This window comes from Candidatus Thiothrix putei, assembly GCA_029972225.1.
GTDB classification, from domain to species: domain Bacteria; phylum Pseudomonadota; class Gammaproteobacteria; order Thiotrichales; family Thiotrichaceae; genus Thiothrix; species Thiothrix putei.
The window spans coordinates 1,642,587-1,664,417 of sequence record CP124756.1 but is presented as its reverse complement, the minus strand read 5'-3'; the positions used below and the strand labels follow the sequence as shown (position 1 = coordinate 1,664,417).

Sequence of the window (21,831 nt, the reverse complement as noted above, 5' to 3'; positions counted from 1 at the left end):
TATCAAACTCAAGCCATAAATCATTAGTCATTTAACATAAAATTAATTGAATAATTTAAATTTATTATGTATAATACCTATTAGGTGTGGTTCTTATTGAAACGTTTACGGTATCACGCCTACTATCCTTTATAAACCATAGGGTTATCAAATCATGAAGAAACTTATCATCTCACTCGCAGCTCTTGCTGCACTTAACGTATCTGTTGCACAAGCAGAGATGTTGCCAGGTACAACCTGTGCTTTGTATGAAAATGCAACAATAACTGTTAAAAAAGGGGCTGGTTATGCATATCACCCTTACGGTCATATCAATACTGGCAGTTTTAGTACAGGCTTACGCTTTATTTGCCCACTTGATACTGCTATTGCTGCTACACCGGGAGCAAACGTTGCTAACATCGTGGTACAAGATAGCAGCCTGAGTACTGGTACATGGGATTGTGTAATGCGTACCACTGATGCTAACGGAGCAGTAATTGCTGGCGGCGATATGCTACGTGGCACTAACATTAGTACAGGAACAGGTGCTCCTGAAACAATTTCAATCAATTTGCCACCTCAGGCTGCAGATTCCAATAATTCTGTTATGCTTGACTGCTTGGCTCCTACCAGAACAAGAGGTGATCAATTGATTAAAATCGGCGTTCAAACTGGCGTTTAATAATCTACATTAAAAATTGAGTCAGGATTAAATATTCTGACTCAATTTTATATAAAGCTATGATTAAAATAGAAAACACATGTGCTGTTATTACAACATTTTCACCCAATAGAAATATTGTAACCAATGTTAAAATCATATCCCCCCAAGTTAATAAAGTTTTTATAATTAATGACAGTGGCGACAATAATAAAAAAGAATGGTTAGAATCAACGTTTTCTGATAATGAAAATATTATATTAATTCATAATATTTTTAATATTGGTATTGCCGCAAGTTTAAATGTTGCCATTAGAGCAGCAGAAAAATCTGGATATATGTGGTTTATCACATTCGATGATGATACAACAATAAAAACAGATTCAATTTGTCGATTAATGAAAGAAGCTAACAACTCTAATATCCCCCAAAAAGAAAAAAATTTATTCTCATTAGCTAGACCATCACATTACAGAAAAGATTTAAAAGATAATGAACTTTACGAAAAAATGACAACAATAACATCAGGTTGTTTATTTTCGGCATCATTGTTTAACTCAATAAACGGATTTGATGAACGTTTTTTTATTGACATGGTGGATTTTGACTTTTGTTTAAGAGCCAGAAAGAATAAAAGCAAAGTTTTCATTCTTAATTATATTGATATGAATCACACATTAGGAAACTCACAAATTATAAAGTTTTTAGGGAAGAATATCGAATCACATTCACACCCAGCATTTCGTCTTTACTATCATTACAGAAATTCTATAAAGTTTACATCGCGCCATTTCACTTATTTCCCCAAACTTGTAACCAAAGTTTGGATAATGTTATTATTGACATTTATAAAAATATTGTTATTTGATGACAAAAAAATAAAAAAAGTTAAGTTTATTATTATAGGGCTATATCACGGATTGAGATCAAGATATGGAAAAATACCGAGCAGCATCACCTAACTTAAATTCCAATGGCTCCAACAATAGCATTATCTATGCTACGACTCTTAAACATCAATTTACTGGGGGTAAATACCGCATGAACATAAAGACAGGTAAATCAACGATTCTTCAACTTATAGAGAATTTTAAGATTTTCTTATTATTAACAATATTGATGAATACTATTTTCATTTCAAGTGTACATGCTGATAATAACTTACCGCACTTTGACTACATTATTGGAAATAAGTATTCCATTGCCCGTCCTAACTCGGTTATTTTAGATGCAGCCAATAATATTTATGTAGCTGACTCACCTAATCATAGAATTCAAAAATTTGATCCTCAAGGTAACTTCTTAATTTCATGGGGTTCTCACGGTAACGGACAAGGAGAGTTTGTTTATCCACGAGCTATCACAGTAGATTCAAATAGTAATGTTTATGTGGCAGATACTAATAATCATAGAGTTCAAAAATTTGATCCTCAAGGTAGTTTCCTCAGCTCATTTGGTTCAAATGGTAATAGTGATGGCCAATTAAGCTCACCTCAAGGTATTGCACTAGATTTAAGTGGTAATATCTACGTTGTAGACACAGGCAATCATAGAATTCAAAAATTTGATAGCTCAGGAAGTTTTCTAATCAAATGGGGAAGTCTTGGCAATAATGACCAACAATTAAACACACCTAAGGGAATTGCTCTAGACTCAGAAGGTAATATTTACGTAAGCGATACTAACAATCATAGAATTCAAAAGTTTAATAACCAAGGAAATCTATTAAGTAGCGTGGGGAGTAATGGTAGCGATGATAAAGAATTTTCCTATCCACAAACGATAGCACTAGATACTTATGGCAATATATATATAGCTGATACATATAACCATCGAATTCAAAAATTAAGCAATCAAGGTAATTTTATTGAACATATTATTAGTTCAAAAGAAAATGGGCATTTCGTTTTTCCATATGGAATAAGTAATCCTGTTGATGAAAATTCTATTTACGTTGCTGACTCTCATAATCACCGCATTCAAAAAATTAATACTACTTCAAATAATCAAACACAATTTGGCTCTAATAATCAATTGAATTATCCTTATGCTGTAGATTCAGATAAAGAAGGTAATACTTATGTTGTTGATACATATAACCATAGAGTTCAAAAATTTGATAGCCAAGGAAATGCCATAACTATATGGGGAAGTAGAGGTAAAGAAAATGGGCTATTTAACTCACCTCGTGCTCTTGCAATTGACTCAAGTGGAAATATTTTTATTGTAGACACTTATAATAATCGCATTCAAAAGTTTGATAAAGATGGTGTATTTCTAAGTAAGTTTGGTGGTGCTGGAACTAATAATGGAAGATTTAAAGACCCTCAAGGTATTGCAATAGATGAGTCAACAGGATTTATCTATGTAGTAGATACAGGAAATAATAGAGTGCAGAAATTTGATAGCGAAGGTCGCTTTCTGTCAAAATGGGGAACGCTTGGATCTGATAATGGTTTATTCAACTCTCCAAGAGGTATTGACATCGATATAAATGGAATAATTTATATCGCAGATACAGAAAATAACAGAATACAAAAGTTTAGTAAAGAATTACAATTTTTAAGTCAATGGGGGACACTTGGATCTGATAATGGTCAATTTAACAGCCCTTTTGATATTAAAGTAAACAATACAGGCAATGTTCTTTATGTGGCTGACACTTATAACCATAGAATTCAGGTTTTCTCCTATAAACCTACTGCACCTAGTGAACTTTCAGCAGCTCTTACCAACGGCACTCAAGTTACTTTAACATGGCAAAATAATAATAATGGAGCAAATATTGAGATTGAACGCTGTGCCGGACAAGATTGTGACAACTTTTCAAAAGTTGCTGACGTAAATCAAGATATCAGTAATTATACCGATACTGGATTACAAACCAGTGTGACTTATCATTATCGTATAAGAGCTATTAAATCTTCCATTTACTCAGAATATTCTAATGCAACGACAATAACTGTTCCTTTAGTAGCAGCTCCTAGTTTATTGACAGCGACGGTAGTAAGCAGTAGTAGGATTAGTTTACAATGGCAAGACAATAGTGATAACGAAACAAAATTTATGATTGAACGGTGTCTTGATACAAATTGCACCTTTAACGTCATAAAATCAGTGACTGCAAAAACAGGTGTTGGATCACTAGCAACCTTTACTGATCCGACGGCAACGCCGAATACAACTTATCGTTATAGGGTACAAGCGCTGAAAGCAGTGGGAAGCAATATCAATTCTTCAGCATATTCTAATGTGGAAACTGCAACCACGTTACCTCTTCCAGCAAAGCCAACGTTATTAGATGCAGCATTCATGAGCAACCAAAAAATCCAATTAACTTGGATGGATAATAGTAGCGATGAAACAGGGTTTAAAATAGAGCGCTGCTTAGACTCTACATGCAATACAGTCGCTCAGACTCTTTCAAGCAAAGCAAAATCAGGGACTGGAAATACATTATCTCTTGTGATTATTCCGCCTTCTCTCACTTCGGGCAATTCTTACTATTATAGGGTTAGAGCTGTCCGCAAAGCTGATTACTCTGAATACTCAGATACATTAAGTGTTACAATTCCTTAGTTATAAAGTTAAAACTGAGTAATTATTCAGAGATATAAAAAACGGGTAGATTTAAATCTACCCGTTTCTTATTTTACAAGATACTTTTATTTAGCTAACTTACCCATTAAACTTAATATTATATTTATGAAACAAATTCTCCAAGACATGGCAAAAGGTGGTACAACTGTGACCCTCTCCCCTGCCCCATCCCTTTCAGCTAATGCCATTAACATTGCTACAACAGTGTCACTGATCTCCGCCGGTACCGAGCGAATGTTAGTGGACTTCGGAAAATCTTCTATGCTTGACAAAGCACGGCAGCAACCAGACAAAGTAAAAATGGTACTGGAAAAAGTCAAAACTGATGGTCTAGCCACCACGATTGAGGCAGTACAATCCAAATTAGCCCAACCCATCCCCTTGGGCTACTGCAACGTCGGTACAGTCGTTGAAGCTGGTAAAAACGTCGAAGGCTTCAAAGCCGGAGACCGCGTAGTCTCCAACGGCTCCCACGCTGACATCGTGCGCGTCCCCAAAAACCTGTGCGCAAAAATCCCCGACAATGTAGACGATGAATCAGCCGCTTTCACCGTCATAGCCAGCATCGGCTTACAAGGTATCCGCCTCGCCGCCCCCACCATCGGTGAAAGTATCGTGGTCACGGGGGTTGGTCTGATCGGGCTTCTAACCGTGCAAATGCTCCGCGCCCACGGTTGCCGCGTCTTAGCCATCGACTATGACCCAGCCAAACTCAACCTCGCCAAACAATTCGGCGCAGACATTTGCAACCCAGGCAATGGCGAAGACCCCATCGCAGCGGGTATGGCGTTCAGTCGTGGTAAAGGTGTCGATGCTGTCATTATCACCGCCTCCACCAAATCCAACGATCCTGTCACCCAAGCAGCGCGAATGTCCCGCAAACGCGGGCGCATTATTCTGGTCGGTGTCACAGGGCTAGAACTCAGCCGTGCCGACTTCTACGACAAAGAGCTAAGCTTCCAAGTCTCCTGCGCTTATGGCCCCGGTCGCTATGACCCCAACTACGAAGACAAAGGACAAGATTATCCTCTTGCCTATGTTCGCTGGACAGAACAACGCAACTTTGAAGCCATCCTCGACATGATGGCAAGTGGTCAACTCAACGTTAAACCACTCATCAGCCACCGCTTCAAGTTTGAAAATTCCCCCGCTGCCTATGACCTGCTGACCAGTGATAAATCAGCCTTGGGTATCTTGCTTCAATACGAAAGCCCGGTTGAAAGCCGTCTGCAAAGCACAGTCAAACTCAACAGCGACAGCCGCTTTAACCCCCAAAAAGCCGTGATGAGCTTTATTGGTGCAGGCAATTACGCCTCACGTATGCTCATCCCCGCCTTCAAAGCAGCAGGTGCACAATTCAACAGCATTGTCACCTCTGGCGGAGTTAACGGTGTCATCCACGGTGAAAAAGCAGGCTTTGCTGAAGCTTCCACCGACATCGAAGCCATGCTGGCAGACACCAACACCAATACCGTTGCGATTGTCACCCGCCACAACACCCACGCCCGCTTTGTCGCCCAAACCCTCAAAGCAGGCAAACACGCCTTTGTCGAAAAACCCCTAGCTATCACCCTAGAAGAACTTCAGGAAGTAGAAACGGCTTATCATGAAGCCCATCAAGCCGGGCGAAAACTTCACCTGATGGTCGGTTTCAACCGCCGCTTCTCCCCACAAATCCAGAAAATGAAAGAACTACTGGATAGTATCAACGAACCCAAGTCTTTCATGATGACCATGAATGCAGGTGCTATCCCCGCCGATCACTGGACACAAGACCTGCAAGTCGGTGGCGGGCGCATTATTGGTGAAGCCTGTCACTACATTGACCTGATGCGCTATCTAGCGGGCCATGAAATCGTTTCCGTACAAGCACGCCGCATGGGTGATGCCCCCGGTGTTGCCGTTACGGAAGACAAAGCTGCATTCATCCTCGGCTTCGCTGATGGCTCTTTCGGCACGATCAACTACCTTGCCAACGGTGCAGCCAGCTTCCCCAAAGAACGTATCGAAGCCTTTGCTGCTGGCAAAGTGCTGCAACTCGACAACTTCATCAAGCTCAAAGGCTACGGTTGGTCAAACTTCAAAAAGATGAATCTCTGGAAACAGGATAAAGGTCAAAACGCCTGCGCCGCTGCTTTCCTCAATGCGATTGAATCCGGTCAAGCTACACCGATTCCAGCAGCAGAGATTTTTGAAGTCGCCCGCATCACTATCGAAGCCACTGAACAACTACGCAATCAGTGAACTCACAACGCAGCAAAGCCCGCACCATACTGGCGTTGGGCATTCCCAACCTATCACGGGTTTTAGGTTATCGTTTAAGCGTAAAACTGGGCATCAACCCAGTCAGACGTATACGGGCACAGTTACCGATTGATGATACCTTTTTCACTCCCTTCACCCCTCGCGGGGGAAGGGTCGGGGATGGGGGAGAGTATCCTCTCACCTACTTCGGCTGGCACACCACCCAACACCGCGCCCCCCCAAACTGGCATCAAAATTCCTTCAATAGCGTAACAGCGCAAGCGAACCTACCTTGGTGGCAAATTCCCGACTTCGATCCCAAACTCGGCGACATCAAAACTGTCTGGGAAGCCTCCCGTTTTGACTGGGTTATACACTTTGCCCAACAAGCCCTCCAAGGTAACGAAACAGCACTAGATAACTTAAACCACTGGCTATCTGACTGGTGTACCCACAACCCAGCTTACTACGGGGTTAATTGGAAATGCGGGCAAGAAACTTCCATCCGCGTCATGCACCTCGCATTTGCTGCTCTACTCTTGCAGCAACACCAGCAGGCCAGCCCAGCATTACAAACACTCATCAAAGCACACCTGCAACGCATTGCCCCAACCATTCACTATGCAATTGCCCAAGATAACAATCACGGCACATCCGAAGCTGCCGCCTTGTTTATTGGTGGCAGTTGGTTACACTATTTAGGTGATAGCGATGGCAAGAAATGGCAGCGGTTAGGCATCAAGTGGCTGGAAAACCGTGCCAAACGCCTGATCGAAGTTGATGGTAGCTTCAGCCAGTACTCTGTCAATTATCACCGTGTCATGCTCGATACCTACAGCATGGCAGAACACTGGCGCAGATGCTTAAATCTGCCAACCTTTTCTGCCCAACTCTACCAACAACTCCAACGGGCAACAAACTGGCTTTACCAAATGACCCAAGCCGAAACAGGTGATGCCCCTAACTTGGGTGCAAATGACGGCGCACGTCTATTACCATTGAATGACATTGACTACCGAGATTTCCGCCCCGCCGTGCAGTTGGCAATGGCCTTGTTTTGTCATCGTTGGGTTTATTCGAGTAAAGGCGATTTGAAGACTCCTTTACACTGGTTAGGCATCCCAATACCACAAACATTGACAGAACCACCTCGATCCATTCATTTTGCCAATGGTGGTTACAGTTTAATGCGACAGGGCAATCACTTTGCCTTGCTACGGTTCCCTTGCTTTCGATTCCGCCCCAGTCAAGCAGATGCACTACATGTCGATTTATGGGTAGCTGGGCAAAACTTGTTACGCGATGCAGGTACATACAGCTACAACGCAGGTGATGAAACCACCCAATACTTTGGCGGAACAGCCAGCCATAACACCATCCAGTTTGATGACCGCGACCAAATGCCACGATTAAGCCGCTTCTTGTTTGGCGAATGGTTAAAAGCTAACGATGTTATTCCCGTGCATGAACAACATGGCATCGTCAGCACAGCAGCGGGGTATTGTGACTACCAAGGAGCCGCTCATCACCGCACAGTTACATTATCAATCAATACACTCAGCATTAAAGATACTGTTTCAGGCTTCACGCATAAAGCCGTGTTGCGCTGGCGACTTCAACCTAGTACTTGGGTTTTAGATGAATCCGGTATCAGCAATGGTAATCATCGAATAACCATAAGAAGTTCTGTCCCTATACTTCGCATGGAAATCACCCAAGGCTGGGAATCACGCTACTACTTACAAAAAACAACCTTGCCCGTACTGGAAGTTGAAATACACCAAGCGGGTGAACTAACCACGGAATATCATTTCAACTCATGAAAGTTTTATATTTTCACCAACACTTCTCAACTCCCAAAGGCTCAACAGGCATTCGTTCTTATGCAATGGCACGTAAACTTCTTGAACACGGGCATGAAGTAACCATGGTTTGCGGTAGCTACGGTGGTGGCAATACAGGGCTAAGCAATACATTTGAAGGTGGGCGGCGCGAGGGGGTTGTCGATGGCATTCGTATCATCGAATTCAACCTTGCCTACTCTAATCATGACAGCTTCCTCAAGCGCACTTGGCTATTCCTAAGCTTTGCTATGAAAAGCATCAGACTAGCTTTCACACAATCTTACGATGTGCTATTTGCCACCACAACCCCACTAACCGCAGGTATTCCCGGTATCTTTGCTCGCTGGCTACGCCGCAAACCCTTTGTTTTTGAAGTTCGCGACCTATGGCCTGAATTGCCACGTGAAATGGGGGTGATCAAAAATCCTGTTGTTCTCTGGCTCATGGGCGTGCTGGAATGGGCATCCTACCGTTCCGCACACCGTTTGATTGGTCTCTCACCGGGGATTGTTGATGGTATCGCCAAACGCGGTGTAAAACGCGAACAAATCGCGATGATCCCAAACGGCTGCGATCTCCCCCTGTTTGCCGATAAATCGCAACCCTGGCGACCAGAAGGTGTTGCCTCATCCGACCTGATGGCAGTTTTCACTGGCACACACGGCATGGCTAATGGTCTGGATTCGCTACTGGATGCGGCTGCTGTTCTAAAGCAACGTGGGCGCAACGACATCAAACTCGTAATGATCGGTCAAGGCAAACTCAAACCAGCCTTACAGGTACGTACCCAGCAAGAAGGTTTGGATAGCATTATTTTTCACCCACCTGTCGATAAACAGAAACTTGCTGGTCTCATGGCAAGCACCGATATTGGCTTACAAATTTTGGCGAATGTCCCCGCGTTTTATTACGGTACATCCCCCAACAAATTTTTTGATTATATTGCTGCTGGCTTACCTGTACTTAACAACTACCCCGGTTGGCTCTCAGAAATGATTACCACACATCAGTGTGGCTTTGCTGTTCCACCGAATAATCCAGAAGCCTTCGCCGATGCTTTGGAACAAGCAGCTTCTAACCGACACCAACTTCAACAGATGGGTATCAATGCTCGTAAACTAGCGGAAGCTGAATTCGACCGTAATCAATTAGCCAACCAGTTTGTAGCATGGTTAGCAGAATGTGACGTCCATCACCGCAATTAATAAATATAACTAATATAATGAGTCGATGTTCAACAGGCTTATGGTTAACACAATGAAACACTTCACTGATTTCACCGTCGCTTTCCTAGCATTGCTACTTTTATCCCCATTGTTACTAATGTTAATGGTATTAATAAGAATAAAACTCGGCTCACCAATCTTTTTCACCCAGGTTCGCCCTGGCTTACACGACAAACCGTTCAAGATGGTCAAGTTCCGCACCATGACCGATGCCCGCGATGCTGACGGAAACCTGCAGCCTGACAGTGTACGCCTCACCTCTTTTGGTCGCTTCCTACGTACTACCAGCCTCGACGAATTACCAGAACTATGGAACGTCCTCAAAGGCGACATGAGTTTAGTTGGCCCGCGCCCATTACTGATGGAATACCTGCCCCGATACACCCTAGAACAAGCCCGTCGCCACGAGGCTCGTCCAGGCGTTACCGGCTGGGCGCAAATCAACGGGCGCAATGCCATTAGCTGGGAAGCCAAATTTAAACTTGATGTTTGGTATGTCGATAACCAATCCTTCTGGCTTGACCTGAAAATCCTGCTCCTGACCGTCAAAAAAGTATTCGTACGTGAAGGTATCAGTGCTGAAGGCGAAGCCACCATGTCCAAATTCACAGGCAGTTAAGCGGCTGTTATACTGACAACCAAGTGTGCCACCGTTGATCCTAATATAGAAAACACTACCAAACTCGGAGCAAAGGCATCCATCCAGCAGGACATCATCTATGCATAAACGCAACAAAGACTACCGCAACTTTATCATCCTACAAAAACGGTTGCCCGACACACCATGATTTACATCTACGGAGCAGGTGGTCATGGCAAAGTCGCCTTTCACACCCTGACACACAGCGGTGCACAAATCCAGAACTTCATTGACGACAAGGCGCGTGGGGAGCTATGTGGTATTACCATCCTTTCCCCGTCAAAAATTCAGGATTTATACCCTTACTCTATCCATTTTGCGATTGGCAACAATGTCATCCGTAGCCGCCTGCAAAGCGAATGGCGTAGCGTCGGTATTTTACCTGAAACCGCCATTCACCCCCGCGCAACCATTTACCCCGGTGCAAAAATTGGCTTGGGTAGCCTCATCACCGTTGGCACAATTATCGGCCCAGATACCCAGCTTGGTGATGGCTGCATCATCAACCATAATGCCATCGTCGATCATGATTGTGTCATTGGCGACTTCTGCCACATCGCCCCCGCCGCCACCCTCGGCGGTGGTGTCACCATCGGCAGGGAATGCCTGATTGGTGCAGGTGCAACCATCCTGCCTTACCTCACTATCGGTCACCATGTCACCGTCGGTGCTGGTGCAGTCGTCACTCATAATCTACCCGATAACATCACCGTGGTGGGTTGCCCGGCACGCCCTAAATAACGTTACACAAACAAGCAAAATCAACACCATGCTAAACACCCAACTCCCACCTTGGCCTTCTTTTACTCAAGAAGAAGCTGACGCTGTTTCCAGCACCCTTCTTTCCAACAAAGTCAACTACTGGACAGGTAACGAATGCCGCGAATTTGAAAAAGAATTTGCTACATGGTGCGGCACATCACACGCTATTGCCCTCGCCAACGGCACCGTCGCCCTCGATGTTGCCTTAAAAGCTTTAAACATCGGACAAGGCGATGAGGTCATCGTCACCTCCCGCACCTTCCTAGCCTCTGTCTCCTGCATTGTCACTGCTGGGGCTACTCCTGTGTTTGCAGACATTGACCGCAACAGCCAAAACATCACCGCTGCCACCATTGCCCCGATGATCACCCCACGCACCCGCGCCATTATCTGCGTCCACTTAGCAGGCTGGCCGTGCGAAATGGATGCCATCATGCAACTCGCCGCCCAACACAACCTTTACGTTATCGAAGACTGTGCACAGGCTCACGGTGCTACCTACAAAGGGAAAATGGTTGGCAGTATTGGACACATCAGTGCATGGTCATTCTGCCAAGACAAAATCATGACCACTGGTGGCGAAGGCGGCATGGTTACCACCAATGACCACGAACTTTGGTCAACCATGTGGAGCTACAAGGATCACGGCAAAAGTTGGAAGGCGGTTTATGAGCACCAACATCCACCCGGTTTCCGTTGGTTACACGATAACTTCGGGACTAACTGGCGGATGTTGGAAATGCAAGCTGTCATCGGGCGCATCCAACTCACTCGAATGACAGACTGGACTGTCCAACGTCAACGCAATGCTACTGCGATCTGGGAAACAGCCCAGCAACTAGTGGGTTTGCGTGTTCCATCCCTCCCCTCTCACATCGGTCACGCCGCTTATAAATGCTACGTTTTTGTTGAGCCAGACCAACTTAAACTGGGCTGGAATCGTGACCGCATCATGGCGGAAATCAACCAACGCGGCGTACCTTGTTTTTCTGGATCTTGCTCTGAAGTTTATTTAGAAAAAGCTTTTGAGCATACTGGCTGGCGTCCTGCTGAACGTCTACCTATCGCCAAAGAACTAGGGGAAACCAGCCTCATGTTCCTTGTTCACCCCACGCTTGATGAACCCCACATCCAACACACTTGCACAACACTAACGGAAGTCATGCGGCTTGCAAGTACATGAGAACAACAAACAATCATAAAATAACTTAACGTATATATATTAATTTTTACTCAATGTGACAACTATCACGGACACACTGGTAGATTGTTCTTTACACTCCAAGTTATTAGTTAATTTTATGTGTAATCTGTGTTATATGAAACAGTCAACATCAAAGGGCTTCTGATGTTGGGCATACAAGAGTTGGCGTACCTTGGAGTAAAAGAATGATGAGTTTTAAAACACTTTATACCTGTATATTTGGTTTACAACGTTGGCAAAAACGTTTACTAATGCTGGCAACAGACTGCCTGCTCCTCCCTATTGCAGTATGGGCAGCATTTGCCATGCGTTTAGGTACATGGACTCCTGATCTTAAAGGAGGAATTATACTCTTAATTCTCGCCCCATTAGTCAGCATCCCAGTTTTTATCAAATTAGGTTTGTACCGTGCGGTTATCCGGTATATTGGCGGGCAAGCAATTCAGGCAACTTTTCTAGGAATTATGTTATCGAGTGTCGTGCTAGTGGGAATCGCGGCTCTCATGGAAGCAGAAGGAATACCGCGCTCCGTTTATCCTATTTATGCTGGTACTGCTTTTATTTTCATTGGAGGAAGTCGTTACTTTATTCGTCGTTATTATCGTTTTTTACAAGACCGGCAACAAAACAAAATTCCTGTGGCTATTTATGGTGCGGGTGAGTCAGGCAGACAACTGGCTAGTCTATTGGCTCGTAGCCCTGAATACACACCCACCTTATATTTAGACGATGACTCTAGCTTAAAACATGCGACAGTTGCTGGAATAAAAGTTTATGAACCATTACTTTTACCGCTATTAGTAGAGAAATATCAAATTAAGCAAGTGCTGCTTGCAATGCCTTCTGTTAGCAATGCACGTCGCCGCGAGATAGTCAACCAACTAGAACCGTTACCTGTGCATGTACGCACTATCCCTAGTCTAACTGAGTTAGTTTCAGGAAAGAGCGACATCGACAGCTTACGCGAAATTGACATTGAAGAATTATTGGGGCGCGTACCTGTGACACCTGATAACACACTGCTTAGTGCGAATATCCGTCATAAAAATATCATGATAACTGGGGCGGGTGGCTCTATTGGTTCTGAGTTATGCCGCCAAATCATTCGCCTATCTCCGAGTCGGGTGGTCTTGTTTGAATCTTCAGAACTCGCGCTTTATCAAATTGAGCGCGAACTACAAGAGTTTATGGCACATGAGAAACTAACTATCCCACTCATCCCCACGCTTGGTTCGGTTCAAGACAGGCTGCGTGTCGAAGAAACCTTACGCGCTAACCATATCCAAACGCTCTACCATGCAGCCGCTTACAAACATGTACCGATGGTGGAATGCAACCCAATTGAAGGTATTCGCAATAACACCTTTGGCACATTCTATACCGCTCAAGCTGCTTTGAATGTAGGGGTAGAACGTTTTGTACTGATTTCTACGGATAAGGCAGTGCGCCCAACAAATGTCATGGGTGCCAGTAAGCGCTTATGCGAATTGGTATTGCAAGGGTTCAGTCAAGTCTCCAGTAAAACGGTATTTTGTATGGTACGCTTTGGTAATGTGCTTGGTTCCTCAGGCTCCGTTGTACCCTTATTCCGTCGCCAGATACAGGAAGGTGGCCCTATCACGGTTACACATCCTGACATTATTCGCTTTTTTATGACGATTCCTGAGGCTGCGCAACTGGTTATCCAAGCGGGAGCGATGGCTAAAGGTGGAGAAGTCTTTTTGCTGGATATGGGGGAACCCGTCAAAATTCTCGACCTTGCGAAACGCATGATCCATTTATCCGGCTTGCAAGTGCAGGATGAGGCTAATCCCCAAGGTAATATTCGCATTGAAGTAACGGGGTTACGTCCAGGAGAAAAACTTTACGAAGAGCTACTCATTGATAGCGATGCTGAAAAAACAGCTCATCCACGCATTTTCAAAGCCAATGAAAGCTGCTTGCCTTGGTTGGAACTGGAAGCCACGCTTGATGAATTACGCTACGCTTGTGAGCAACGTAATTTACCTACTATTTATCAAATTCTCAGCCAACAGGTACAAGGTTATGTGAATAAGATCGCAACCACACCATCGGTTGTGGTCAATTTACCCGTTAAGAAAATGAGTCTTTGCAAAGATATGTGATGAAACGCACAGCTAACCGACAACCTATTCCTTTATACTAAGCGGATGATAGATTTACATAGCCACATTTTGCCCGCACTCTGTGATGGTTCTCAAAACATGGAAACCTCAATTGCTATGGCACGTCTAGCGGTAGCAGATGGAACCACGCATCTGGCCTGTACACCACATATCTATCCAGGTGTTTATGCCAACTCCACTGCTACCATTGCGCCAGCACTGCAAACGTTACAAGCCGAGCTGGATGCACTGGATATTCCCCTAACATTGGTTATGGGGGCAGATGTACACATGGTTCCCGAAGTCATGGAAGGGCTTAAGAAAGGTAGAATTCCTACCCTACATGGCTCCCGTTATTTTCTGCTGGAGCCATCCCATCATGTGCCAGTACCTCACTTTTTGGCACAAATCGAAAACTTCCTAAATGCTGGCTATGTCCCTATTCTTACTCACCCTGAACGACTGCGTTGGCTGGATGAGCATTATGACGATTTTATTCAAGCTGCACGCATCGGGGCATGGCTGCAAATCACAGCAGGGGCTATCACGGGTAATTTTGGCCCAAGTGCGAAAAAACGGACGGAACGTCTGTTATCAGATGGTGTTGTACATATTATTGCATCTGATGCACATAGCATTGATCATCGCCCACCTATTATGTCAGGTGGTGTTACTGAAGCTATACGTCTCCTACGAGATGAAGCAGAAGTCATACGCATGGTAAAAGAACGCCCCCAAGCAATTTTAGACAATGCAGAACCAGACTTACTGCCAGCACCATTAGGATTAGGTTATTCTCTACCAATACTATTAGCGGGTAAGTTTACGAAAAAAAGTTGGTTTAATCGCCTGTTTAACTAAATACTTTAGGTTCAACAAAATATAAGCGTCAATGCAACATATAATGAAAGGGTTAAAAGATGTTCATACACTCGCAAAAGCATGGCATTAAGCTCGTCATATCCACTACTGTATTTCTGTGTGTTGTTGGGCTATCAGCTTGCAGTAGTACCGGGGTGGTTGGCGAGAATATCACAACGGGAACCGCAACAGAGGGTATCTTCGCTAACATGAATGAACTCGACTACACCACTTCGTCAGAGCAAGCCAGCATTGCCGCTGGTGATATGTTAGACATTAAAGTCTTCCAAGCAGAGGAACTCTCCGGCAAAGTAAGAGTAGACACGAAGGGGCAAATCTCTTTGCCACTAGTTGGTGCGTTAACCGTTGCAGGCTCTACCCCTCCTGAAGTTGAAACCAAACTAAAAACGCTTTTAGGGCAAAAATACTTGCAAAATCCACAAGTCACCGTTTTCATGGAAAACTTCACTAATCAGCGTGTCACTATTGAGGGAGAAGTGAAAAAACCCGGTGTTTATCCAATTACTGGCGCAGTTACCTTGGTACAAGCAATTGCTCTTGGTGAAGGGTTATCATCACTGGCTGATACTCAGAAAATTGTTTTATTTCGGCGTATTGGTGATCAAACCAAAGCCTATAACTTGAACTTGAGTGCTATCCGTGAAGGTAAAATACCTGACCCTTATTTACGCGGGGATGATCGTGTAATCGTGCATCGATCTGATAGTCGCTACTGGTTACGCGAAACGGCTGCCTTATTAAGCCCATTCGCTACTCTTAATAACATTCTGCAATAATGAAACAATAAACCGGATTTTGTCATGACTCACCGAAATATTCACAACGATGCAGAAGAGTTACAATTTAATAAAGGGCTTATTCCTGTTCAACAGCGAACACTGGTTGCTCCACATCATGAGATGCCTTCCCGTCAGGATGATCAAGATAACGATGAAATTGACTTACGTGAATTATGGTCAGTGATCAATCGCCGTAAAGGCACAATTTTATTAGTATTTTTATTAGTCACTATAATCTCTATCTTAGTAACACTTAGTATGACACCTATTTATCGTGCAGGCGTTACATTGGAAATAAATACAGAAGAACAACGTGTCTTGGATTATGACGTTGAAGCAGGCTCTCAGCGCCCTGTTGACAGTAAAGACTTCTATCAAACACAGTATGAGATCTTAAAAAGTCGCAGCTTAGCCGACCGTGTTATTGAAAAAATGAGGTTAGAGTCACGCTTAAAAGGTGAGGAGTTAGAAACATCTTTTTATCACGATACACTAGACACTTTCACTAACTGGTTCAAACCCATAGCAGAGGGTGAATCTTCTAATACAACCACGGCAACTGACGATGCCAAAGCGGACATGGCCTCAAAACTCGGAGACATACCGTTATCACAAAAATTCATGAATAATGTAACCATTGAGCCAGTTAAAAACTCCAAAATTGTTACTGTCCATTACGATGATCCCGACCCTGAAATGGCAGCTCTTATTGCTAATGCATTGGCAGACAATTATATCAACATGAACTTAGAGCGTCGTGCAAACTCAACAGAATATGCAAGGAAGTTCCTTGAAGAACAACTAGCACAAACTAAAAGCAAGTTAGAAGAATCAGAAAGTAAACTAGTGCAATACGCCAAAGAGAAGTCTATTTTTAATACCAGTAGTGATAAAGCAAGCCTAGTTGCACAAAAGCTGCAAGGCTTAAGTGAAGCGCTCACTGAGGCGGAAAAAAATCGGATTTCTGCTGAAAGTGAATTCAAACAAGCACAAGCTAGTAAAAGTTTAGGCCGAGTTCAAGAAAGCTTAGTTATTCAACAGTTAAAAACTACTAAGGCCAAACTACAAGGGGATTATCAGGAAAAACTGCAAATTTATAAACCTGATTACCCTTTGCTGCAACAACTTAGCCAACAAATTAACGAGCTAGATCAAGAAATACGCCGTGAATCCTCTCTGGAAAAAACCACGGCGGCGAGCGCATTAGAATCGGATTACTTAGCAGCCAAACAAAAAGAATCTCAACTATCAGCTGAAGTAGAAAAATACAAACTAGAATTACTCAATAGTCAAGATAAAAGCATTGGCTACAACACATTACAACGTGAAGTAGAAACCAATCGTCAACTGTATGAAGGGTTGTTACAGCGTGTAAAAGAAGTCAACGTTGCGGGTTTAGCAAATACAAATAATATTTCTATAGTTGATGCTGCGCTAGTACCATATGCAGTACATAAGCCTAATAAACGTCTGAATTTTTCTTTGGGCGCAGTGTTAGGCTTGTTCCTTGGCACAGTAATTGCCTTTATGCTGGAATTCCTCGATGATCGCATTAAGAGCACCGAAGATTTAGAAAAAGTATTACCCCTGCCAATATTAGGTGTAGCACCTACTGCCGGTAAAGACAGTAAACAACATAATTATGCATTATTGACTGTTGAAAAACCGACATCAGCCGTTGCGGAAGCTTTCCGATCACTGCGTACCAACCTAATGTTTGCTACCCGTGAAGGCGCACCAAGAGTACTAAATGTAACCAGTAGTGATTCCAGTGAAGGCAAGAGCAGCACTGCAATCAATTTAGCAACAGCTTTTGCGCAAGCGGGTAAACGGGTACTGCTCATAGACGCTGATTTACGGAAACCAACACTACACAAACATTTTAAGTTAGATAACTCTAAAGGTTTATCACATTATTTAATTGGCCAAGAAAATCTGGATAATATTACACAAACGAGCTTCATTCCTGAAGTTTATGTGATTCCTTCTGGTCCCATCACACCAAATCCTGTTGAGTTACTATCCAGTGAACGCTTAGCTGAACTTGTTGCATTTGCTGATAGCCCAGAATGTACTTTTGATATTATCATGATAGATTCTCCACCTGTTTTAGGGCTTGCTGATGCATTAGTCATTGGTAACCGAACCCATGCCACGTTATTAGTAGCGGCATGGAACCAATCTCGGAAACGCCCAGTACAAGCAGCATTCCAACGCTTACGACAAGCACGTAACAACGTCATTGGAGTCGTTATGACTAAAGCAAAAGGTAACACCGGTGGTGCTTACTATAACTATGACTACTACTATAGTTACGGTGATAAAAAAGCATTAGAAAATAAGGCATAAGGTATCATAACTGTGAGAGCAGTCTTCATGCGTTCAGGGTTAGTGTTATTAGCAGCACTAACCCTCTACCTCAGTATAAGCTATCGCAGTGCTCATATTGTGCCAGACGACTTCATAGATACACGGCGGCTAACTCTTGATATTGATCCACACGGTTGGAAACCATTGGACACTGATGACTGGTGTCAATTGGCTGAGCAAGCACAAGAAAAGGGGGAGCTAAATCTAGATGAAATCTATACATTGCAAGCATTAGCAGCCAACATCAGTAGTGGGCGAGCTATCGCAAAGTTAGCACATATTCGCCTTAAGCAAGGGAATCAAGCGCAAGCGGAACGATTAGCTCACTTAGCGACCAGAATTGTGACCGCACAAGATGAAACACATTTACCCTTAGCGCTATTCTGGGGAAAAATAGGTAAATATCCTGAAATAGTCAAAGAGTGGAATATTCTTTTTACTCGTGATTCATTATTACATGCTGGTTTATTTCCTCACATGCGTGCAATAGCGGGCAGTCCTTCGACAGCACATTTAATTGAATCATTTGCCATGAATCCTCCATCATGGTGGGTTTCATTTTTTAATTACTTAGCTACTGACCAACAAACTTCTCCAAAATTATTAGAACATCTTTATACTTTACGATTACGCTCTCCTACCCCTCTCTATGAAGGTGAAATGAAGCAATACATCAATCGCCTCTTGAATGACAAACACTGGACAAATGCTTACGATGTTTGGCTAACCAGTTTGCCTAAAGATGCCACTGCTTACAAAGGTTTGATTTATGATGGGGGTTTTGAGGGCAAATGGCATAACACAGGTTTTGATTGGTTTTTTGTACCCCATGCACAATTAAACATCAAGCAAGACATGACGTTTGGCATGGACGGGCATCGAGCCTTGAAAATCCGTTTTAATCCCTCAAAACACATTAAGTTCCAACATGTATGGCAAAATTTACTATTGAAGCCAGCTAATTATGAACTAAGTTTACGTTTTCGGACTGATCATTTTCGTACTAACAAAGGACTGCAATGGCGAATGCGCTGTTCTGAAGATGATCGGGTCATAGCAGAATCCCCCGTGCTACAAGAAAGCAACGAGTGGTCAACACTCACTACCCCCGTGGAAGTCCCTCCCGTCAATTGTGAAACACAAGTATTACGTTTAGAAGCGGCAAGCTCTTACACCCATGATCAAGTATTCAAGGGTGATGTCTGGTTTGATACCATCCGTATTCGTCCACTTTCTAATGATGATAACTAAGCCATGCAGAGCGACTCGATAAAAAACGCCGCCTCAATGCATACTCAATTGCTATTCACATTGAGTGTCGCAATACTATGCTTTGCACCATTAATGCGTGGTGGCAGGATGTCACCTGCCTTGATGACACTAGAAATATTAGGCATTATTTTACTAACGGTAATATTTTGGTATCCCATTGATAAGAAACGCGTACCGACCTTAGCATGGACGTTAATTATTAGCGGTGTTCTGTTACCTTTGCTTTATTTAATCCCTCTACCCAGTACAGTTTGGCAGCAATTGCCGGGGCGAGCACTTTATGTCGAAAGCTTAGCGGTACTCTCTGAATCAGGGGTTACGGTAAACTACCTACCAATATCATTAATTCCTTCTCGAACTCTTACTGCACTACTCGCTCTTTTGCCAGTGATCGCTATTTTCATTACTACTCTGCTCCTCCCCAAACAATACGTTACACGTTTAGCGTATATTTTTCTAGGGGTTGCAACCTTTCAGGCATCCTTGGGCTTGATCCAGTATGGTAGTGGGGCTGAATGGGCTTTTTGGTGGGAAATCACCAGTGGTAATAACGCCGTTGGCACTTACCCTAATCGTGATCATTTCTCAGGATTGATGGAACTAGCCATACCGATTGCTTTAGGCTTAACTGCTTATACTTTTCGTCACAAAAAGCAAAAAGAAGACCATTCCCACCAAACTATTGTTAACCAAGCTCTTATTTTTTTTACAATTAGCATGGTATTAATACTCGGTGGTATTTTCGCTCGTTCTCGAACAGGCGTAGTGCTTATCATGCTCGCACTCTTACTATGTTCCATCTTATTTGCCAGACATATTGGTGGCAAACGCGCCTTAGGCTTTGGTACAGCTATCGCTGTCATGTCGTTAGGTATTGCCAGCAATATCGGGCTAATACCTGTACTTAACCGCTTTGCCATAGATCCATTAGAAGATTTAAGATGGGAAATTTTCACTCAATCATGGGGGGCAACTAAGCAGTTTTTTCCTTTAGGTAGTGGCCTTGGCACATTCCAGTCGGTTTTCATGGCATTTCAACCCCCAGAGATACCGGAATTCATCAATCATGTGCATAACGATTATTTGGAGTTATTGCTAGAAACAGGATTTCCAGGAGCATTTCTGATAGTACTATTTTTAGCCTTATATGTAATAGGTTGGATTCAATTAGGTAAACAACGTCATTCTCATAACGCTTGGGGGCGTTTCTACTTCATGCAAATAGCTGCGGGTATCAGTCTGTTGCTGTTGACTTTGCATGGATTAACGGACTTCAACTTCCATACACCTGCCAACAGCATCTTCTTTGCATTTCTAGGAGGCATTTTCCTGCACCAATCTAGGAGGTAACTGTTCACGGAACAGCTCCCCATAAGCGGCAAGAAATCCAGTAACCGGATTCAGTACTTGCGGTGGAGGAATCGGCAAACGCACCGTCACTGGTTTTTTGGTCAGTGCCTGCTGGCACGCCTGGCGGATAATTCGGTAAGCGCTGACACCTAGGCGTTTGCAGGTTTCCACAATAGTCAGTATTAACGGGCGGTAAACGGTAAGCGACCATTTCAGCACGTCTAGCCCTCGCGATTTCCACGTCCTAAACTGGTTTCCAACCTGAACAACCGAAGGAAACCTCAATGAAACGCCCTCACCGCCGCGCCAGCGAATGGCAAACCCTCATTAGCCAATGGCAAGCCAGCGGCTTATCCGCCCCGGTATTTTGTGAACAGCACAGTATCGGTTACGCCAGTTTTTGCCAATGGCGGCAGCGTCTACGCTCCGCAGATGGCGTGGAGGAACCAGCCGTTCCCGCCAATACCTTCATCGACTTGGGAGCATTATCGGCGGGTCATGCGTAAACGGTCATTCTAGCCCGTCGTTGACATCCGCAAACAAATCCGAGCGCAATGGCTTATCCGCAAACCGTTGTTTCCAACATCTTGGCGTAAGGTCTTGCACCTGAGAAGCGGGATGCTCACTAACGCGCAACAGAACATCCATCAGATAGACATACGGGTTAATGTCATGCAGGCGGCAGGTGGTGATCAGGCTTTGGATGATGCCCACGTGTTCCGCGCCGAGTTCTGTCCAGCAGAACAACCAGTTTTTCCTGCCCATGGGGATGGGCCGCAGGGCGCGTTCGATGTGGTTGGTATCCATTGGCACGTCGGGATCTTCCAGAAACACGCGCAGTTCGTGTTCGCGGCGGATGACATAACCAAGGGCTTTGGTCGGGTGTGAA

The 21,831-nt window shown here is 43.8% G+C and carries 17 protein-coding genes and 1 pseudogene; 16 read left to right on the top strand and 2 right to left on the bottom strand.

Translation table 11 applies throughout. The features are described 5' to 3' along the window. Positions 1-154: 154 nt before the first annotated feature. The 15 genes from QJT81_08590 (at position 155) to QJT81_08520 (ending at position 20,942) form a co-directional block, all read left to right on the top strand. The gene (locus tag QJT81_08590) at positions 155-664 is read left to right on the top strand and encodes a hypothetical protein (GenBank protein WGZ96018.1); all 510 of its coding nucleotides are present in this window, start codon (positions 155-157) and stop codon (positions 662-664) included. Between the two features lie 59 nt (positions 665-723). Continuing rightward, positions 724-1,605 carry a glycosyltransferase gene (locus QJT81_08585; protein WGZ96017.1) on the top strand — a complete coding sequence of 294 codons (882 nt, stop codon included), beginning with the start codon at positions 724-726 and terminating at the stop codon, positions 1,603-1,605. 79 nt (positions 1,606-1,684) lie between these two features. Next, a complete protein-coding gene (locus QJT81_08580; protein WGZ96016.1) occupies positions 1,685-4,222 on the top strand; it encodes an SMP-30/gluconolactonase/LRE family protein in 2,538 nt (845 codons plus the stop codon). A gap of 282 nt (positions 4,223-4,504) precedes the next feature. After that, entirely contained in the window at positions 4,505-6,487 is a 1,983-nt protein-coding gene (locus QJT81_08575; GenBank protein WGZ96015.1) for a bi-domain-containing oxidoreductase, read from the top strand. Continuing rightward, positions 6,484-8,310 (top strand): heparinase II/III-family protein, encoded by a 1,827-nt coding sequence (locus QJT81_08570; GenBank protein ID WGZ96014.1) that lies wholly within the window; start codon positions 6,484-6,486, stop codon positions 8,308-8,310. The genes QJT81_08575 and QJT81_08570 overlap by 4 nt, the downstream gene beginning before the upstream one ends. Continuing rightward, a complete protein-coding gene (locus QJT81_08565) occupies positions 8,307-9,536 on the top strand; it encodes a glycosyltransferase family 4 protein (GenBank protein WGZ96013.1) in 1,230 nt (409 codons plus the stop codon). Before QJT81_08570 ends, QJT81_08565 begins: the two co-directional genes overlap by 4 nt. A gap of 52 nt (positions 9,537-9,588) precedes the next feature. Continuing rightward, positions 9,589-10,176, top strand: a complete 588-nt coding sequence (locus QJT81_08560) for a sugar transferase (GenBank protein ID WGZ96012.1) — start codon at positions 9,589-9,591, stop codon at positions 10,174-10,176. A gap of 165 nt (positions 10,177-10,341) precedes the next feature. Continuing rightward, positions 10,342-10,938 (top strand): acetyltransferase, encoded by a 597-nt coding sequence (locus tag QJT81_08555; protein ID WGZ96011.1) that lies wholly within the window; start codon positions 10,342-10,344, stop codon positions 10,936-10,938. Between the two features lie 28 nt (positions 10,939-10,966). Further along, on the top strand, positions 10,967-12,142 hold the full coding sequence (locus QJT81_08550) for a DegT/DnrJ/EryC1/StrS aminotransferase family protein (protein WGZ96010.1): 1,176 nt from the start codon (positions 10,967-10,969) through the stop codon (positions 12,140-12,142). A gap of 206 nt (positions 12,143-12,348) precedes the next feature. Beyond that, positions 12,349-14,289: a nucleoside-diphosphate sugar epimerase/dehydratase gene (locus tag QJT81_08545; protein WGZ96009.1), complete on the top strand. Its 1,941-nt coding sequence runs from the start codon at positions 12,349-12,351 to the stop codon at positions 14,287-14,289. 99 nt (positions 14,290-14,388) lie between these two features. After that, on the top strand, positions 14,389-15,150 hold the full coding sequence (locus QJT81_08540) for a capsular biosynthesis protein (GenBank protein ID WGZ96008.1): 762 nt from the start codon (positions 14,389-14,391) through the stop codon (positions 15,148-15,150). A 209-nt stretch (positions 15,151-15,359) separates the two neighbouring features. Next, positions 15,360-15,947: a polysaccharide biosynthesis/export family protein gene (locus tag QJT81_08535; GenBank protein WGZ96007.1), complete on the top strand. Its 588-nt coding sequence runs from the start codon at positions 15,360-15,362 to the stop codon at positions 15,945-15,947. A gap of 24 nt (positions 15,948-15,971) precedes the next feature. Continuing rightward, positions 15,972-18,299, top strand: coding sequence for a polysaccharide biosynthesis tyrosine autokinase (locus QJT81_08530; GenBank protein ID WGZ96006.1), 2,328 nt, complete (start codon positions 15,972-15,974; stop codon positions 18,297-18,299). A gap of 27 nt (positions 18,300-18,326) precedes the next feature. Further along, on the top strand, positions 18,327-19,571 hold the full coding sequence (locus tag QJT81_08525; protein WGZ96005.1) for a hypothetical protein: 1,245 nt from the start codon (positions 18,327-18,329) through the stop codon (positions 19,569-19,571). A gap of 123 nt (positions 19,572-19,694) precedes the next feature. Further along, positions 19,695-20,942 (top strand): O-antigen ligase family protein, encoded by a 1,248-nt coding sequence (locus QJT81_08520; GenBank protein WGZ96464.1) that lies wholly within the window; start codon positions 19,695-19,697, stop codon positions 20,940-20,942. On the opposite strand, the gene QJT81_08515 is transcribed toward QJT81_08520, so the two are convergent. Next, positions 20,907-21,161, bottom strand: coding sequence for a hypothetical protein (locus QJT81_08515; GenBank protein WGZ96004.1), 255 nt, complete (start codon positions 21,159-21,161; stop codon positions 20,907-20,909). The genes QJT81_08520 and QJT81_08515 overlap by 36 nt on opposite strands. A gap of 65 nt (positions 21,162-21,226) precedes the next feature. On the opposite strand from QJT81_08515, the gene QJT81_08510 reads away from it, so the two are divergent. After that, positions 21,227-21,448 carry an IS66 family insertion sequence element accessory protein TnpB gene (locus QJT81_08510; protein ID WGZ96003.1) on the top strand — a complete coding sequence of 74 codons (222 nt, stop codon included), beginning with the start codon at positions 21,227-21,229 and terminating at the stop codon, positions 21,446-21,448. Between the two features lie 4 nt (positions 21,449-21,452). Here QJT81_08510 and QJT81_08505 read toward each other — a convergent pair. Next, positions 21,453-21,818 (bottom strand): annotated as a pseudogene (locus tag QJT81_08505) (transposase). Positions 21,819-21,831: the final 13 nt, after the last annotated feature.

What these genes read in the sequence shown, in the direction of transcription:
- QJT81_08540 (WGZ96008.1), top strand. Translation starts at nt 14,389, where the DNA reads ATGGAAACCTCAATTGCTATGGCACGTCTAGCGGTAGCAGATGGAACC.
- QJT81_08575 (WGZ96015.1), top strand. Translation starts at nt 4,505, where the DNA reads ATGCTTGACAAAGCACGGCAGCAACCAGACAAAGTAAAAATGGTACTG.
- QJT81_08520 (WGZ96464.1), top strand. Translation starts at nt 19,695, where the DNA reads ATGACACTAGAAATATTAGGCATTATTTTACTAACGGTAATATTTTGG.
- QJT81_08510 (WGZ96003.1), top strand. Translation starts at nt 21,227, where the DNA reads ATGAAACGCCCTCACCGCCGCGCCAGCGAATGGCAAACCCTCATTAGC.
- QJT81_08530 (WGZ96006.1), top strand. Translation starts at nt 15,972, where the DNA reads ATGACTCACCGAAATATTCACAACGATGCAGAAGAGTTACAATTTAAT.
- QJT81_08525 (WGZ96005.1), top strand. Translation starts at nt 18,327, where the DNA reads ATGCGTTCAGGGTTAGTGTTATTAGCAGCACTAACCCTCTACCTCAGT.
- QJT81_08535 (WGZ96007.1), top strand. Translation starts at nt 15,360, where the DNA reads ATGAATGAACTCGACTACACCACTTCGTCAGAGCAAGCCAGCATTGCC.
- QJT81_08580 (WGZ96016.1), top strand. Translation starts at nt 1,685, where the DNA reads ATGAACATAAAGACAGGTAAATCAACGATTCTTCAACTTATAGAGAAT.
- QJT81_08550 (WGZ96010.1), top strand. Translation starts at nt 10,967, where the DNA reads ATGCTAAACACCCAACTCCCACCTTGGCCTTCTTTTACTCAAGAAGAA.
- QJT81_08545 (WGZ96009.1), top strand. Translation starts at nt 12,349, where the DNA reads ATGATGAGTTTTAAAACACTTTATACCTGTATATTTGGTTTACAACGT.
- QJT81_08565 (WGZ96013.1), top strand. Translation starts at nt 8,307, where the DNA reads ATGAAAGTTTTATATTTTCACCAACACTTCTCAACTCCCAAAGGCTCA.
- QJT81_08555 (WGZ96011.1), top strand. Translation starts at nt 10,342, where the DNA reads ATGATTTACATCTACGGAGCAGGTGGTCATGGCAAAGTCGCCTTTCAC.
- QJT81_08590 (WGZ96018.1), top strand. Translation starts at nt 155, where the DNA reads ATGAAGAAACTTATCATCTCACTCGCAGCTCTTGCTGCACTTAACGTA.
- QJT81_08585 (WGZ96017.1), top strand. Translation starts at nt 724, where the DNA reads ATGATTAAAATAGAAAACACATGTGCTGTTATTACAACATTTTCACCC.
- QJT81_08560 (WGZ96012.1), top strand. Translation starts at nt 9,589, where the DNA reads ATGAAACACTTCACTGATTTCACCGTCGCTTTCCTAGCATTGCTACTT.